The organism is Tamlana sp. 2_MG-2023 (genome assembly GCF_030548465.1).
Lineage (GTDB): Bacteria > Bacteroidota > Bacteroidia > Flavobacteriales > Flavobacteriaceae > Pseudotamlana.
Map to the genome: position 1 here is coordinate 127,452 of NZ_JAUOSF010000008.1, position 18,124 is coordinate 145,575.

9 protein-coding genes are annotated in these 18,124 nt (G+C 36.3%); 2 read left to right on the forward strand and 7 right to left on the reverse strand.

The genetic code is table 11. The features are described 5' to 3' along the window. Positions 1–6: 6 nt before the first annotated feature. Entirely contained in the window at positions 7–3,249 is a 3,243-nt protein-coding gene (locus tag Q4566_RS13790) for a DUF1553 domain-containing protein (RefSeq protein ID WP_303422273.1), read from the reverse strand. Positions 3,250–3,398: 149 nt separating this feature from the next. On the opposite strand from Q4566_RS13790, the gene Q4566_RS13795 reads away from it, so the two are divergent. Continuing rightward, positions 3,399–4,265: a helix-turn-helix transcriptional regulator gene (locus Q4566_RS13795; protein WP_303422275.1), complete on the forward strand. Its 867-nt coding sequence runs from the start codon at positions 3,399–3,401 to the stop codon at positions 4,263–4,265. Between the two features lie 8 nt (positions 4,266–4,273). Continuing rightward, positions 4,274–5,137: an AraC family transcriptional regulator gene (locus tag Q4566_RS13800; protein WP_303422278.1), complete on the forward strand. Its 864-nt coding sequence runs from the start codon at positions 4,274–4,276 to the stop codon at positions 5,135–5,137. A gap of 21 nt (positions 5,138–5,158) precedes the next feature. Here Q4566_RS13800 and Q4566_RS13805 read toward each other — a convergent pair whose 3' ends face one another. The 6 genes from Q4566_RS13805 to Q4566_RS13830 all read right to left on the reverse strand — a co-directional run bounded on the left by Q4566_RS13805 (position 5,159) and on the right by Q4566_RS13830 (position 18,101). Continuing rightward, positions 5,159–7,522, reverse strand: coding sequence for a glycoside hydrolase family 3 N-terminal domain-containing protein (locus Q4566_RS13805; protein WP_303422281.1), 2,364 nt, complete (start codon positions 7,520–7,522; stop codon positions 5,159–5,161). Between the two features lie 196 nt (positions 7,523–7,718). Continuing rightward, complete coding sequence (locus Q4566_RS13810; RefSeq protein WP_303422284.1) at positions 7,719–9,374, reverse strand: DUF4038 domain-containing protein; 1,656 nt, start codon at positions 9,372–9,374, stop codon at positions 7,719–7,721. An 18-nt stretch (positions 9,375–9,392) separates the two neighbouring features. After that, complete coding sequence (locus Q4566_RS13815; protein ID WP_303422288.1) at positions 9,393–11,591, reverse strand: glycoside hydrolase family 3 C-terminal domain-containing protein; 2,199 nt, start codon at positions 11,589–11,591, stop codon at positions 9,393–9,395. 6 nt (positions 11,592–11,597) lie between these two features. Further along, positions 11,598–14,132, reverse strand: a complete 2,535-nt coding sequence (locus Q4566_RS13820) for a glycoside hydrolase family 2 TIM barrel-domain containing protein (RefSeq protein WP_303422291.1) — start codon at positions 14,130–14,132, stop codon at positions 11,598–11,600. A gap of 416 nt (positions 14,133–14,548) precedes the next feature. Beyond that, a complete protein-coding gene (locus tag Q4566_RS13825) occupies positions 14,549–16,096 on the reverse strand; it encodes an alpha-L-fucosidase (RefSeq protein ID WP_303422293.1) in 1,548 nt (515 codons plus the stop codon). Positions 16,097–16,427: 331 nt separating this feature from the next. Next, a complete protein-coding gene (locus tag Q4566_RS13830) occupies positions 16,428–18,101 on the reverse strand; it encodes a sulfatase (RefSeq protein ID WP_303422296.1) in 1,674 nt (557 codons plus the stop codon). Positions 18,102–18,124: the final 23 nt, after the last annotated feature.

The window sequence follows — 18,124 nt, forward strand, 5'->3', positions numbered from 1 at the left end:
TCGCGTTTATCTTTTTGTAATAGTAGCATCGGCATTCATAATGGTACTTGCCACTACTGAATTTGCTGCAATCAGCGCTTTATTATCGTTTTCCGATATTTTAAAAGCACCTGTTTGAAGCCAGCCTTTTGTTTTATCCAAATTACTTTGAAACTTATTATATTCTTCTTTTTGCAATGCCGCTAGTAATTCTAATTCTTTATCAGAAATTTGTCGTCCAGTTAATTTTTTAAAGGTTTTTGAGATACCTGTTTGGATATCTTCAGCATCGGTAATTTGTTTTCCTAAAACTCTAGAGGCTTCTATATACGTAGGATCGTTTAAAACAACCAAAGCTTGAAGTGGCGTATTTGTTTTTTGTCGACGTGTCGTACATAAATCTCTCGTTGGCGCATCAAATATGGATATGGTTGGGTTGGGTACTGTGCGTTTCCAAATGGTATACATACTTCTTCTATACAAGCCTTCTTCTCCATCTTGAACATAAGTATCTCCGTTTACTTCCCATAAACCTTTTGGCTGATACGGTCTTACACTTTCTCCGCCAATAGTCTTATTTAATAATCCGGATGCATATAAGGCATTATCCCGTAACATTTCTCCAGATAACCTTGTAGAAGGCCCTCTCGCTAACCATTTATTTTCGCCATCCATTTCTAAAAGTGCATCGCTTATTTTAGAACTTTGTTGGTATGTATTTGACATCATCATGGTTTTATGTAAGGCTTTTACATCCCAACCCGATTCCATAAACTGAATGGCTAGCCAATCTAATAAAGCAGGATGACTCGGTAACTCCCCTTGATTTCCAAAATCTTCAGAAGTTACAACTAAACCTCTTCCAAATAAATTTTGCCAATATCTATTTACTGCAACACGGGCTGTTAAGGGATTGTCTTTATCTGTAATCCATTTAGCAAGCCCTAGTCTGTTTTTAGGCATATCGGCTGCCATTGGAAAAATATCTTCTGGAGCATTTGGGAATACACTATCTGTAGGCGAATCGTAATTTCCTCTATCGAGAATATAAGTTTGCCTATTATGCTTACTTTCCTTCATCACCATAATTTGCTTAATAGGGTCAATACTATCGGCCAAAACTAATCGGTCTTTTTCTAACTTTTTTAGCGCTTCATTGTAGGATTCTGAATTGGCTGACAAGTAATACTGTTCAAGCTGTTCTTTTTCCAAATCAGACAAATTGGTATAGTCTTTTTGCTTGATCTGATCTAATTTATCTCGATTGGCTATCTGTAGCACTTCAATTTCGGTTAGTTCTTTATTAAAAACTAATAAATCATCAACCACGGCGTCTTTAATCCCTTTACCTCTCCAAACCGCACCAATACGTAAACCAGGTTCTAGACGCGGACTAGATGGCCCATATAATCTTAAGCCATGAAAAACAATGTCCTTATATAAGTTGTCAAATTCCGTTTTAGTTTGCAATTTTTCACCATTCATATAAATAGCCAGTCCGCTTGCTTTACTAGACCCATCATAAGTCATGGTTAACTGCACCCATTCCTCTTTAGGAATCTCGTTTATCGATTCTATAACAATGGCATTATCTGGGTAAACATGTGCCAATAAAGCTTCAATTTTATTTTCTTTAATTTTCAAATGATAACCTCTAAAACTGTGTAATTCTGGGCTATTCATTTTATGAAAAATAACGCCTGTTTCTAAATCTTTGGGGATAAATACTTGAATGCCTATACTAAAAGGTTGACTTCTTTGAAAAACACCAATATTATCGAGATCTAACCAGGCATCACCATCCATAAAAAGACCTTTGCCGCTAGAACCATTTTTAAAAATAGGTTTTTCAAAATCTGCAAATTGTTGCCGCATTCTTATCTTGTTTTTGCCATTACCTCCTGCTTTATTGATTAGCTTTTCATTATCAAAATCAAAAGACGCCACCAATCCTTTTGATTTAGAATCTAGTGGCACATTTTTATAAATATTACTGGCTAGCCATTTATCTGCTTTCACCTTTTCGGTATCTGCGATAATTTTTACTTTCTCTTCAGAATCGTCCACTAGAGTTTCTAAATAAGCTAACACTTCTTCTTGTTCTTTAGTTGGAAGCATCATGGCTGGCACCGGCGTTGCCAAATCCCAAGGAATTAGCCCAGTTTCATCTACATTATTGAAAAAACTATACATTTCAAAATAGTTTTTTTGAGATATGGGGTCGTATTTATGATCGTGACATTTTGCACAAGCAAAAGACAGCCCTAGTAAACCTTGACTCACCGTAGCGGTTCTATCTGCCACATATTCCGATCTAAATTCTTCATCAATAATGCCTCCTTCTAAGTTTTGCGGATGAAGTCTATTAAATGTTGTTGCTAATTTTTGTTCTCTAGTGGCATTTTCAAACATATCACCTGCCAATTGCCAGGTTACAAATTCATCGTAAGGCATATTACTGTTAAAAGCTTCAATAACCCAATCTCGCCAAGGTGATGTATCTCTATATTTATCTACGCTATACCCATGTGTGTCGGCATAACGGGAAAGGTCCATCCAGTCTAAGGTCATATGCTCGCCGTAATGCGGAGAAGCCAACAACCGGTCTATTTGTTTTTCAAATGCATTTGGAGACGTATCTTTAACAAAAGCATCTAGTTCTTCCAATGTAGGCGGCAACCCGGTTAAATCGAAAGAAGCACGACGCAATAATATTTCCTTTTCCGCTTTTTCTGAAGGTGTTAAATTTAAGTTTTCCAGTTGTTTAACTACAAAATTATCTATAGGGTTTGCGATAAAATTGCTGTGTTTCACCTTAGGAATTTCTGACAATTCTGGCTTCAAAAAGGCCCAATGGTCTTTATATTCTGCACCATCTTCTATCCATTTAATAAGCACCGCCTTTTCATAATCCGATAAGGATAAATGCGAACTGAGCTCGGGCATAATTAAATTAGGATCGTCGGTAATAATACGATGAAAAAACTCACTCTTATTAAGATTACCTGGTTTAATAGCAACTTTCCCTGGATTTTCTGGTAATTCTGAAAAAGCGGCTTCAGCAGTATGCAATTGCAGGCCTCCTTTTATATTTCCAGCATCCGGGCCATGACATAAATAACACTTATCCGATAGAATCGGTTTAACGTGTTGGTTAAAATCAATTTCCTTAGGAAGTTTTTGATAGGCTACATACACAGGTTCTGGCAGGGAAGGTCCTCCACAGCCACAAAGCAGTAGCACCCCAAATAAAAGGGCAAAATGTCTCATATAAAAAGTAGTTCGTTTGGTGTTCCAAAAATAGTAGATATCTGCTTCAAAAATTTATTGAAATCCGACTAAAAAATGTACATTTCCGATATTTTACTTCTATTTTAAAAATAATTATCTGTATTTTCACTTCCTATTCTCAATAATCTATGAATGACTTAATAGCCAATACCAAACTATCCATTCTACATGCAGGTAGCGCAAAACTGGATAATTTATGGAATTACACAAATGTAATAAGTCCTTTTGTGCGCTTGTTTGCTGTTACAAAAGGAGAAGGCAATGCAACTTATAAAAATCAGACTTTCATATTAAAAGAAAGTTATATGTACCTTATCCCAAGTCACGTATACAATTCTTACAAATGCGAATCCTTTTTGGAGCAGCAATATGTTGGTTTTTTTGAAGAAGTAAAACAAGGACTTTCGGTATTTAATTTGAAAAAATTCAAATACGAAGTTCCTACAACACCACAAGACCTTGCTCTTTTTAGGCGTTTAATTGCAATAAACCCAAATATAAGTATAACCGACAGCACGCCTTCGGCACATGTTAATAGTGCACTTCCAAGCTATGACAAAAACAAAAGCAGCCCTATAAATCAAGCCATTGAAACCCAAGGGATTTTAGCCATTTTATTATCTCGATTTATGGAAAATGCTACTATTTTTAACAATTTAGAAAATGTAAAAGGGGATTTTAATAAGGTTATTGAATATATTGCTCAAAATCTACATAAGGACATTAGTGTAAACCAATTGGCGCAGCATTACCATATTAGTCCAGATCATTTTTCTAGAAATTTCAAAGCAACTTACGAAATCACGCCAAACAAATACATTCAATTGAAACGGATAGAACGTGCGCAATTTTTGTTACTAACCACCAAAGACGCGCTATTACAAATTGCCGAAAATGTAGGCATGCCCAATTTATCTTATTTTTCTAGGAAATTTAAAACCTATACAGGTTACAGTCCAGGAGCTTTTAGGAACCAACAACTTCAAACAAAATAACAACGCTAATGCAAGACACATTTCAATCCTTAAAATTAGCCTTACTCAACACAGGGTATGACTGCTTAGATAACACATGGCAATTTCATAATGTGATAAGTACTTTTGCAAGATTGTACTTGATAACCAAAGGAGAAGCGTTTATTTACCTCCGAGATACAAAAATCAAATTACGACCAGGGTATATGTATCTCATCCCGAGTTACACCTATGCCAGCTACACATGCGACAACTACCATGAGCAATATTATGTACATTTTACAGAAGAATTCGGACTAGGCATGTCCATTTATAATTTAACCGATTTTAATTACGAAATAAAGAGTACTGCCATGGATGAAGCTTGTTTTAAACGATTATTGGAGTTACACCCTAAACGTAACTTTTCAAATAACAATCCTGAATATTATGAAAATCCCTTTATTCTTTCGGAGTTTAAAAACCACAATTTAAATAGTAACGCTTCCAAAGCTTTGGAAACCCATGGGATATTAAAATTAGTATTCTCTAAGTTTATGAACACAAACAGTAAGCCCAAGCAAAAAAAACAAATCTTGCTACAGGGTGTATTTAATTATATTCTAAAACATTTACATGAAGAATTAAGTGTAACAGGTTTAGCAAGTTCTTGCCATACCAGTACCGACCATTTTTCGAAAACTTTTAAACAGCAATTTGGTTTAAGCCCCTCCCTGTTTATAAAAATGCGACGTATTGAAAGGGCGCAAACCCTTCTCATTACTACCCAATTCCCTTTGGGAGAAATTGCCAAAAAAGTAGGCTTCAAAAATGCGCCTTATTTTTCTAGAAGTTTTAAGGAAGTTACCGGGATGACACCTATAGCGTTTAAGAAGGCTAATGCTACCTCCTAGAATAGGAACTCAAAAAGTTATTTATTTTATTTCATTTTCTGAAAAAAATATGCGTCTTCCATTTTTCAAAATTAAATCCTCCCCTTCCAAGTGAATGGTTCCCGAAAGTCGAATATCGGTACTTGAAGCCCCTATTTTAAATTGATAGGCTCCAGATTCTACCAACCACTTAGCATTTTCATACTGCACCAATTGTTCTGGCGAAACTTTAAAAATAACGATTTTTTCTTCTCCCTTTGCTAAAGCTACGCGTTGAAAGCCTTTAAGCTGAATCGGTTTCATGGTAGAATTTTTATCCACTGGAGAGACATACAATTGTACGATTTCGGTACCATCGCGATCTCCTGTATTTTTTAAGTTAAAAGCTATAGAAAACCTGTCGGCAATAAGCTTAGCCGAAGTTTTCATTTTTAAATTGCTGTATTCAAATTTGGTGTAAGACAAGCCATAACCAAAAGGGTATTGTACTAAAGTTTCATCCTCGTAGCCATTTTTATAATTGATTTCGGCTCTAGATTCTGTTTTCGGATAAGTAACACATAATTTAGAAGAAGGATTAACTTCTCCCACAATAATATCGGCTACCGCATTCCCGCCTTCTTCCCCAGGAAACCAAGCTTGTAAGATGGCAGCACATTTGTCTTCAAACTTGCTTACCAACTGTTGCCTTCCGCCAAATAACACTAAAATTACAGGTTTTCCCGTTGCAATTAATTGTTCTACAAAAGCTTCTTGTTCTCCCGGTAATCTTATTCCTTTTCGTTCTCTACCTTCGCCACATAAATATAAATTTTCACCCATTGCTGCGATAACCACATCACTTTCGGTAGCAATTTTTAAAGCATTTTGTAAATCTGGCTGTGGTAAGCCTTTAATAGACATCATTTTTAATTTACTCAACCTGTCGTCTCCCAAACCACTATTATCCACCTTCGATTCTAAAGGCGCACTCCAATCGCAACCTCTTTCGTGTAAAATCGCAACTTGATCTCCTAATTTTCGTTCTAATCCTTCTTTTAGCGTTACTAACTTCGGGTTGGTTGGGTCGAACTCGGTACTATGCCAAAACGAAATCATCGATTGGTAGGTATAATCACCTAAAAGCCCTTGTACTGTCGCAGCATTTGGCCCAACTAAAGCAATTTTATTTACTTCTTTGCTTAGTGGTAAAATTCCATTATTTTTTAAAAGCACGATTGATTGACTAGCTGTTTTATACGCTAACTCTCGGTTTTCTGGCGGATCAAAGTCTAAAACACCATCTTTTCCTATTACAGGATTTTCGTCCAATAAACCTAATTTCGCTTTCATGATAAGCGAACGTTTTACAGCTTGGTTAATGGTCTCCATAGAAACGTGTCCTTTCTCTAAGGCTTCAGGTAATAAAGGGTATGCTCGAGGTGAGGACAATTCAATATCGACACCTGCATTAATTGCCATGGCACCAGCAATCATTTCTGAAGGTGCTTGTTTGTACCCTTTATAGGTTTTGGAAACGGCAAAGTAATCACTAATTACCAAGCCATCGAAACCAATTTCTTTACGCAACATCTGGTCTAACATGGTTGGGCTTGCCACTACAGGCAGCGCTTTATAAGTCCCGTAAGATGGCATCACACTTTTTGCTCCAGCTACTTTTATACTCGCTTCATGCGGCATGAGGTACTCTTCGTATAATTCTTTTTCACTGTTATTGAAAGTGCCATATCCAGCGAAATGTTTTACGGTTGCAGCAACACCTGTTTTAAAATCAGTTCCCTGTAATCCTTTTACAAAAGCAACGCCCATTCTTGATGTGAGATAAGCATCTTCGCCATAACTCTCTTCAAGTCGATTCCAATGTGCTGTTCTACTTAAATCCAACATAGGAGACAGTGCGAATGTAGCCCCGGCAGCTCGCATATTTACGGCTGTAGAACGTGCATTATTTTTTACTAATTCTGGATTCCAGGAACAGCCTACACCAATTTGCTGCGGAAAGGTCGTCGCTCCTTGTGTTGCAAATCCCGTAATAGCTTCTTCATGAAAAATTGCTGGAATTTTTAAGCGCGTTTCCGTGGTGAGATAATGCTGCACATCGCGAACAATATCCCTCAATTCTTCAGGGGTTACGGTTAATCCTGAAGAAAACTGACAAAAATGTCCCATGCCATTTGGTATAATTTCGCGGCATTTTTCTAAGGACACTTTACCATCAACCAAAAGCTGATTTAACCGTGTCCCAACAATTTGTGCTAGCTTTTCTTCTAGAGTCATTTTATCCATTAAATCGGCAACACGTGCCCCAATTTCTGGAGTGCTATAGGGTTTATTAAGATTCTCTTGAGCCTGTAAACCAAATACTATATGGCATATACAAATCAAGAACCACAACTTATGTTTCATTTTTTTATTTTTTTGTTGGAGTGAATCAGACAAGCTTCCTGCTACAACTTTGCTATCAATTTGAGAATAAAAATATTCAATTGAATACCATTTTCGTATTCAAGAACTTTTCAGTCTATAAATCTGGTCTCGACTGCGCTCGACCTGACATTTTACTCTTCAAACACATAAAAAACATGCTTCTAACTACTATCCTTTATTTTTCTTTTTTCGGTTTCAGATTTTTAACAATTAAAATAGCATCGGCCTCATGACGCCAGGGTCTTGGGTTCCAAAATTGAAAATCTTTAGAATTGTATTTTTCTTCTTTCGTGAATTCACCAGTTAAAGTATTAAACCATTGCGTGGTTGCATATCTATAATCGAACTGGCCTTCTACAACAGGGTTGGCACTTACCCAATTATTTTCTTTTGGGGCATACATCAATACAATGCCGTCTTTTTTATTGGTTAAATTATACCCCGAACGGTTGAAGTGCTTCATGGGTACACAATTTTCAAAATTAACCACATCCATTAATTTGTACATATGTTCAAAATATTCGAAATGCGGTTTTATAAAATCGTTTGGCGTTTCATACGGATTATGAATCAAAACATTCCAAGAAGCTCCTTGCCAGTAGTAGGTAGTATATCCGCCCGCGAATAAGCACATATAATTACGTCGCAAACAAGCTTCGGCATCTACATAAGCCCCAGGAAACACCACATAAGGCGACTCTTCATAGCCACCATGTTCGATGTTGAAAATAGGTTTCTTCGGAAAACTTTTTCGTGCTTGGGTCATTGGCGTATAAATATCATGTGCCCAATTTTGCATGGAGATAAAATCGACTTCCGAAGGATGCTTTTTACAAAATCCGTAATCGTGTACCGAGATTAATCGGTTATAAGCATCAAGTTTTCGAGCGCGAGAAATACGCTCTGAAATATATGCTTCGGTAGCTCTGCCGTAATACAAAGCTTCTTTGGAAACATCCCAAACGATATTAGGAAAACCTTGGTAACGTTTTATCACATAATCGTAATACAAATTATCGGCTTCCGACTCCATATCTGGCCAGTTCACTAATTTATTCCACACATAAATCATGAGATGACTTACAATATCTTGATCGTGCATTTCTGAAATCACCTTATCGAAATGCTTGAAAAATTCGATATTTAAGCTTGAAAAATCTGGATTTGCATTCGATCCTAAAAACGGAAACATATCTTGACGACCGCCGTATTCATGCTCAGGATGATTTTTTAATCGCTCGTCTTTTGGCCAAGACACATCGTGCGAATACACATTCATCACCACTTGATTAAATTTATTATCGTTTAAAACCGATAACAAATGTTTGGTTTTAGACAAGTCTACTTTCCCGTAATCTAAGGCAAACAACCAATCGCATTCGAAGGCTAAATTAAAATAATGCGATCCGTCTTCATAGAAAAAACGCTGCGGATTATCATCGTGTAACACGATACCGCCATGGCGATTTTCTTTTTTATTTTCAGTAATAATAAAACTACCTTTTTTACCTTTTAAGCCTTTTACTTCCGATTGAATTTCGAAGGTCTTTTCACCAACTGTAGCGCTGGAATATCGAAAAATCCATTCCTGATTGCCATTATAAAACAGCGGAATATTTTGCGTTCCGTTTTCATCGCTAACTACAGCAAAGGCTTCAACGTTAAAAGGTTTTTTGATGGTCTCTTTCGCTGTATACACCAAATCGATAACCTCCCACTGCACTGCTTGTACAGGCTTATTAACTTTTGAACCTTTCACAACCCGAGATTGACCAAAACTTACAGGCGTTAGTAATATCGCGAGACAAAATGTTAAAAATGAAATTCTCATGGTGTAGTAATATTTAAATTATTTTAAAGTAATTACAGCTTCTTGAGGCAAAGCAGCACCAAGCTCTACACTACGATTTCCTGGGGATGCATTACCTACAACAACTTGGTATTGCCCTTTTCTCCAAACCTTTTCTCCTGCTACATTTACAACTTGAAACTCTTCCGGCGTAAGTTTAAACTTTACTGTTTGGCTTTCTCCTTTTATAAGAGTAATTCGTTTAAAAGCCTTTAAGCTTTTTAATGGAATACCACCACTTACCTTTACAGGATTAACATATAACTGTACCACTTCATCAATATCATAATCACCTACATTAGCAACATCTATGGAAACCTCCAAGTCATGATTCTTTTTCAACTTAGATGTGCTTAAGCTTAGGTTTTTAAATTCCGTTTTCGAATAAGTTAAACCGAAACCAAAAGGAAACATAGGCTCCTTCTTCATATATTTATAAGTACGCCCTTGCATGGAATAATCTTCATAAGCTGGCAACTGTGAAACGTTTTTAGGAAAAGTAATTGGTAAATGTCCAGAAGGTGAAATATCCCCAAACAAAACATCGGCAACGGCATTACCACCTTGTTCACCAGGATACCAAATTTGCACAATGGCATCACAACCTTCGGCTATATCTTCCAAAGAAATTGGACTACCGCTGGCAACCACCAAAACTAAAGGTCCTTTTTTCTTCTGAATCATTTCCTTTACATAATTAATTTGGTTTTCAGGTAATTTTAAATCAACCTTATCCCCTACACTAGCAGAAGCAATGGCATCAACCTCTTCCCCTTCACGATCGGCAGTTAAGCCCACTACACAAATAGTAACATCGGATTCTGCAGCCACGTTTGGCGCCCAGTTTTTAGGATTGATATTTTTATGAAATGGCAAAGCGCCACTTCTGTAATTTAAAGAAGAACCTAATGAAATGGCATCGGTAATTCCTTCTAAAATAGTTACCAGATTGGAACTTACCCCATAATAACTTCCCATAAGCATATCGGCAGAATTTGCAAAAGGCCCCGTTAAATAAGGCACTTTAATGTCTTTGGAAAGCGGTAAAACCTTGTTCTTATTTTTCAACAGAACTATAGATTTTTGCGCTGCCTCTCTTGCTAGTTTCACATGGGCTTCGGCATGTATGTGCTCCGAGCCAATCTTGGTGTAGGGATTATTATTATCGCCACCCACGATTCCCAATCTAAATCGGGTTTTAAACAGTTGCTTGGTACGTTCGGCTATAATTTCTTCAGTAACTAAACCTTGCTCTAAAGCTTTTTTTAATTGCTTGTATGTTTGTCCGCAATTTAAATTCGTCCCTGCTAATAAGGCAACAGCTGCTGCTTCTGCTGGAGATTTTGCGTAGTGTAATTTATTTGAAATTCCAGAAATGGCACCACAATCGGAAGTAATGTATCCGTCGAATTTCCAATCTTCCCGAAGTGTTTCTTGCAATAAAAACGGACTCGCTGCCGATGGAACACCATAAACCGCATTGTAAGCAGCCATCACCCCTTCCACTTTAGCCTCTTTAACCAAGGCTTCGAAGGCTGGGAAATATGTTTCGGCTAAATCTTGTTTAGATGCCACCGCATTAAATTCATGGCGGATGTTTTCTGGACCAGAATGCACAGCAAAATGCTTTGCACAAGCAGCTGTTTTTAAATAATTAGGATCATCTCCTTGCAAACCTTGTACAAAAGCAACACCTATTTTCGACATTAAATACGGATCTTCGCCGTAGGTTTCTTGTCCTCTTCCCCAACGTGGATCCCTAAAAATATTAACATTAGGCGTCCAAAACGTAAGCCCTGCATATTTACTATGGTTGCCCATTTTTTGTGAAATGATATACTTTGCGCGCGCCTCTGTTGAAATTGCGGTAGCAACACGTTTGGCCAGATCTGGATCGAAAGTGGCACCAATGGCTATGCCCTGTGGAAAAATAGTTGCTTTCCCGTTACGAGCAACACCATGTAAAGCTTCATTCCACCAATCGTAATCTGGGATTTCAAATCGCGATAACTCTTGAGCTTTATTAACCAATTGACCAATCATTTCATCAACTGTCATTTGAGACACCAAAATATCAACACGTTTTTCTAAAGTTAAATTGCTGTCTTTAAACGAAAAATCTACATCCTGCGCGAAGCATGGTACACTAATTAAGCATCCTAAAATGAAGATTCTAACTAGAAACAGGGGTGTTTTCATGAATTTTTATTTTATAGTTAGTTTTATAGTTTTACTAGCATATCCTTCCGCTCTAGCGGTAATGCTAACCGTACCTGCATTTTTAGTAGACTGTATTATTGCCAATGCACGTCCTCTAAAGGTTTCAATGCTATTTGATTGAAAGTCTTGATGCTTATTGAAATTCGCACTATCTACTCCTAAAAGTTTGGCATTGCCTTCAATAGTAAATTCAACTTTGGTATTCTCTGTTTTTACGGGTAATCCGTTTTCATCTTCTAACTGCACCACGAGATGTGCGACATCATAAGCATCGGCTTTAAGCTTAGTTTTATCTACATTAAAAGCTAGGCGTACTGGCTTGGATGTGGTTTGAAGAGCTGTATCCATTTTTTCCCTACCCAAAACAGCACGCGCTTCTAATTTACCCGACTGAAATGGCACCACCCAACGCATTAAACGGTCTGGCGATTCCGACATGCTTCGGAAACCTAAAGATTTTCCGTTTAAAAGTAATTCTACGGTGGCGTAATTGGAACATACTTCCACTAAAATGGTATCATTTTCTTTATAATTCCAATGCATATTAGAATCCCGCCATTTATAAGAAGCTTTCTTTTCTGCTACAGCAAATCCAGAAAGAGAATCTACGGTAAAACCAGATTCTGCAATTGGTAAGGTTCCTATAGAAAGATGAGGATCTTCTTTCCAGATACTTTTAAAATAATTATAACCTTGCAGTTTAAACCCTGCTAAATCCAACATATCTCCCCATGGTCTTCTTCCGGGCCAACGCTCATAGCTTTCCCCTAAATAATCGATTCCCGTCCACATGAACATACTAAAAACACCTGGATACTCCAACACTTGTTTCCAGTCATCCCAAGCACCAGGACACTCATTAATGGTTACTTGTTTCTCTGGAAAATGCGTTTGTGCCCATGGAATCTCAATATTTCTATAACTGTAACCTACCAAATCTACGGCATCCGCATACCCACTAACGTGACTTATTTGCGGAATAATTAAATTGGCTGTAGTTGGACGTGTGGTATCCAAATCTTTTACCCATCCGTTTAGACGTTTGGCTGTTTCAGCTAGTATATATTTTCCTTTATTGGATGCTTCGTAGCGTTTCTTTAATTCTTCAGGAGAATACATAGGGGTTTTACCCCAAAATTCTCCAGCATCTTGTGGATTTTCTGGGTCTTTCCAAAATCCTGTACTATATCGATAATTCAAGTAAGTCCACTCAATTTCGTTCCCGATACTCCACTGCACCACACTTGGATGGTTTCTATCTCTTAAAATAGAACGGGTTAAATCGCTTTTTCCCCATTTTTGAAAATGCTGGTCATAACCACGAGAAATATAATCGTCGTGTCGGTCGTGGTAATTTTGACGTTTATCTTTTGGGTAATCAAACTCATCGAATATTTCGTTTTGTACTAAAAAGCCCATTTCATCACAAAGGTCTAAAAACTCTTGAGAAAAAGGGTTGTGAGACGTACGAATAGCATTTACGCCACCATCTTTTAAAAGTTGTAAACGTCTTCTCCAAACACCCTTTGGAACAGCACTACCAACTAAACCACCGTCATGGTGTAGGCAAACTCCTTTCATAAAGGTTGATTTCCCATTTAGAAAGAAACCTTCTTTTGCTTTAAACACAATATCTCGAATTCCGAAAGGCGTTTCGTAAACATCTACCACTTTATTTTTAATGATTACCGAAGAAACCGCCTTATACATGATAGGGTTGTCGGGCTCCCAAAGCAACGGATTAGAAACACTTAAAGTTTGAGATACTTTCGAGGTTTTTTTTGAAGCTATTTTTAAATCGGATTTTGTAACAGCCACCCGCTTACCTGCCGTATCAAAAACTTCAGTTTTTAAAGTAACTTTTTTATTTTTTTCATAGGAATTTTTAATGGTAGTTTCTACTTGAATGGAAGCTTGCTCTTTAGAAATTTCTGGAGTTGTAACATAAGTTCCCCAAATTGGGATATGTAAATTATCTGTTGTAATCAGTTTTACGTTTCTATAAATACCACTACCCGTATACCAGCGGCTATCTACATAACGCGAATGATCGACGTGCACGGTAATAACATTATTGGAGCCATCGGTTTTTAATTTATCGGATAAATCAAAATAAACTGGCGAATATCCATAAGGATTCTCTCCAAGTAACTTGCCATTTAACCAAAATGTAGCGTTATTATACACGCCATCGAACAAAATATAGGTTTTTCCATTTTCAGGATTTTTGGTTGTTTTGAAGTGTTTTTGGTAAACGCCAACGCCTCCCGGAAGATAGCCCGTTGCACCATCCCATGTATCGCTAAAAGAAGCCTCCACACTCCAATCATGAGGCAATCTAACATCACGCCATGTAGAATCGTCTAAAGGTAATTGTGTTGGAATTTTAGTATCTTCCACTAAGGTAAATTTCCAATCGAAATTAAAATCTTTTTCGCGTTCTTGAGCGACTACATTTAGGTGCATAAATAATGCGAATAGGAAAATAGTGAATGGTTTTGTGGTGGTTTTTAAAGGCATCTGTATTATTTATTTTATTCAAAAAGGAAAGCGTATAGATTTAGTCTTACGCCTCATTTACTAAAGTAACGGAAAGAGAACAATTGGAAAACCGCAAATCACTCATATAACAGAACATATGGCCATTTTGAGGTGTTTGTCCAGTTATTATCCAGTTTTATCCAAAAAATTTAAGGTGGATATAAAACCCACCTCAAATCCAATAAAACAAAAATCTAACTAACTATTTTTCTATTCTTTATATTTTATTTAGGATTATCCGTTATGTGACATAATATTTGAGCGTCAATCTGAACTTATTTCATGTTCTCATCACAATACGTTAATTATCACCCTTATTTGATTCCGAAATAAATTCGGAAGGACGTAGAACAATATTTACACTACAAAACAGATATACAGTTTATATTTTTAACCTAAAGCGCAATTGCTATAGTATATGCAAAATCGCATGGTTTTTCCTTTGGCATAATTACTTCTAATCCTTCTTGCGTTTGTTTCCAGATAATTTTTTCAGTACTACCCAAAACTTTCACATTCTTAATTTTTATTCCTTTTGCATATTCCGAATTGGAGGCTAAGGAAGTTATAAGCACTTTTCCGTCCTTAGGCCAGTCCAAAGTGATGGCATTTAAAATATTCCCCTTTTTCGTAAAACGAATATCTTTAGAAGAAAGCCCTGCATTATCCCCTTCGGAATGATGCCCTTTCTTAACCTCCGTAGGGCCTTCTCCAAAAGTTTTCCAATATTTTGTATCGTAAATAGCTTCCCCGTTTATAGCAAGCCAATCTCCCATTTGTAGTAATATGCTTGCTTGGTCCTTTGGTATGGTTCCATCCGCCTTAGGACCGACATTCAATAATAAATTTCCATTTTTACTAACAATATCAACCAAATCGTCAACTATTTGATTTGCCGTTTTAGACTCCCAATTAGTCACATAACTCCATGAATTTTTACCAATTGAGGTATCAGTTTGCCAAGGTAATTTTCTTATTCCAGGTAACTTACCTCGCTCTAAATCATAAATTACAGTACCTTCTGGGAATGCTTCATGCGAAAAATTTTTGTCTTGTAACACAACCTCTTTACCCCACTCAATACCTTTATTATAATAATAAGCTGCTAATTTTGGACGTTGGTCTGCGAAATCTGGAATATCCAAATAAAAATCAAACCATAAGATATCTGGTTGATAATTATCGATAATATCCTTTGTTCTCGCCCACCATAATTCCTTAAATTCTTCAGAAACAGGTTCTTTTAGATCCTTTCCTTTTTTAGAATACAAATCGGCATATTCAGGATCTGTAGTATCAAAACTATCTTTCTTATTATAATAAGACCAGTTAAAAGCAAAATGTGAAGACGCTCCCATGATCATACCCTTTTCTCGGCCTGATTTAAACAATTCACCCAAGATATCTCTCTTAGGCCCCATTTTAACCGAATTCCATCTGGTAACTTTAGAATCATACATAGCGAAACCATCATGATGCTCTGCCACAGGTATTACATATTTAGCGCCTGATTTTTTAAACAAATCAATCCAAGTATCTGCACTAAATTTTTCCCCTTTAAACATTGGAATAAAGTCCTTATACCCAAATTTATTAAGATCTCCCCATTCCTTTTTATGATGCAAATAAACATCTGAAGGTCCTGTTTTACCTGGTTTTAATTGTGCTGAAAAAGTAGCCGTATCCATATACATGTTACGAGGATACCATTCAGATGAATAAGCAGGAACCGAATACGCTCCCCAATGAATAAATATTCCAAATTTCTTTTCATTAAACCACGCTGGATCTTTATAATTCGCTTTGATGGATTCCCAATTTGCTTCGTAAACAGGTTTCTTCTGCTCTGCAACGGTTTCTTTCTTTTCTTTTTCACCCGCGCAAGACAATATGGCTAATGCAGGTAGAAAGTAGGCTAACAATGTATATCTCCTAAAATTCATTAATTATTATACTTTAAATTGATTCTTGAATTATTTTATATTTCTTGAATACAAAATTCCATATAACGTTTAAATTCTATTAAAACTTATGTGTTTTAGAGTACACCAAATGATTAATAACACACAAACACCTGAAAAACAAAAACATACAAAGGACTAGATAGCGTTTTTTATTCTAAATCGGAATCACATTTGTAGCTTCAAAGCGCACTACCGACCTATTTAGGTAATACAAATACAAGTTTTATTCTAAAAATAATCTATAAGTTGCGCTTAAAAACTTAAACTATATAAACATTAAGTATAAAAACTGATATTGAACTATCGGTAATTAATCGTTCCAATGATTATCTATCACTTTCTGGATATGGGGAAATTTATTACCATCATCTTCATTTAACTCTTTTCTTTTAGAAAGCAATTGTTCCTTTAAATTGGCTATAACCTTTTTATACGTTGGGTTTTTGTAAGCATTGTTCATTTCTTGCGGATCAACGGCTAAATCATAAAACTCCCAAGCGACTGGAGTATGTTGCGTAAACTTATTCCCCCAACTTTTTTTATTCCAATCTTCTTTTGGATTGTCTGTGTCTACCCAATATTTACCATAAAAGAAAATTAACTTATATCGTTTTGTTCGAATACCGAAATGAGCGGGGTTTGCATGAGCATGCGCCATATGCATCCAATACCTATAATAGGTAGACTGTTGCCAATTTTCTGGTTCCTCTCCTGTTTCTAAAATAGACTCAAAACTTTGCCCCTGCATTTGACTTGGTGCTTCACCACCAGCTAAATCGATAAGAGTTGGTGCAAAATCTGCATTATTAACTATCGCATCTGTTCGTGTACCGGCTTTTATTTTTTCAGGATACCTTACAATAAATGGCATGCGCATTGATTCTTCATACATCCAACGTTTGTCAATATAATCATGCTCGCCTAACATAAAACCTTGATCACCGGTATATACAATAATAGTGTTGTCATAAAGATCATTATCCTTTAAATATTTTATAATACGCGCCACATTATCATCTACTCCTTTTACACAGCGCAAATAACGCTTTAAGTATTCCTGATAAGTTCTGTGCGTATACTCCTTATCACTTAACCCCTCTACTTGAGTGATATCAAAATCTGGATTATTTCGTTTTATATAGGTATCACTCCAAATACGCATCCCCATATTTCTAATCGTATTACGTTTAGAAACCGACGAACCAATATCATGAATTAGCGAATCGTGTTTACCGCGTGTGGCTATAGAACCATTATTACCATTTTCATATAAACTTGCTGGCTCTGGAATGTAAGTATCTTCCAAATAATCTTTATAACGTTCTGCATACTCAAAGTCGTCATGTGGTGCTTTAAATTGATGCATTAAAAAGAATGGTTTGCTTGTGTCTCTCTTATTTTCTAACCAATCAATAGTGATATCTGTTATAACATCAGAACTATGCCCCTTATACTGTTTACCTTCATAATTAGGCATACCATAATAAGGCTCATAATGCATCGTACTTTCTGTTAAATAAGGATCGAAATAAGATCCTTGCTGATGGTGTTCTGTGAAGATATTATAATAATCAAAATTAGGTTGATTCTTTAAATGCCACTTCCCAACCAGTGCGGTTTGGTAACCTAAATTTTTCATTTCTTCAGGTAAATATTGGCTTTTTGTTTCTACTTCTCCTTCTAAATCTAATACACCATTGGCTTGACTATATTGCCCTGTAATTATTGTTGCTCTACTTGGTGTACAAATCGAATTGGTTACAAAGCAATTATCGAATATCATACCTTCATTCGCTAGTTTATCTAAAGTTGGTGTGGGGTTTAAAGGCGCCAAACGGCTTCCATAAATACCAAAAGCTTGAGATGTATGATCATCTGACATAATGTAGATGATGTTCGGTTTTTTTAAAACTTTATTTTTAGGTTTCTGTGCCCATGACGTAAAAGGCATAATTACCAAACAAAATACTAGAAGTTTATTCATTTTTATTATTATTTAAATATAAA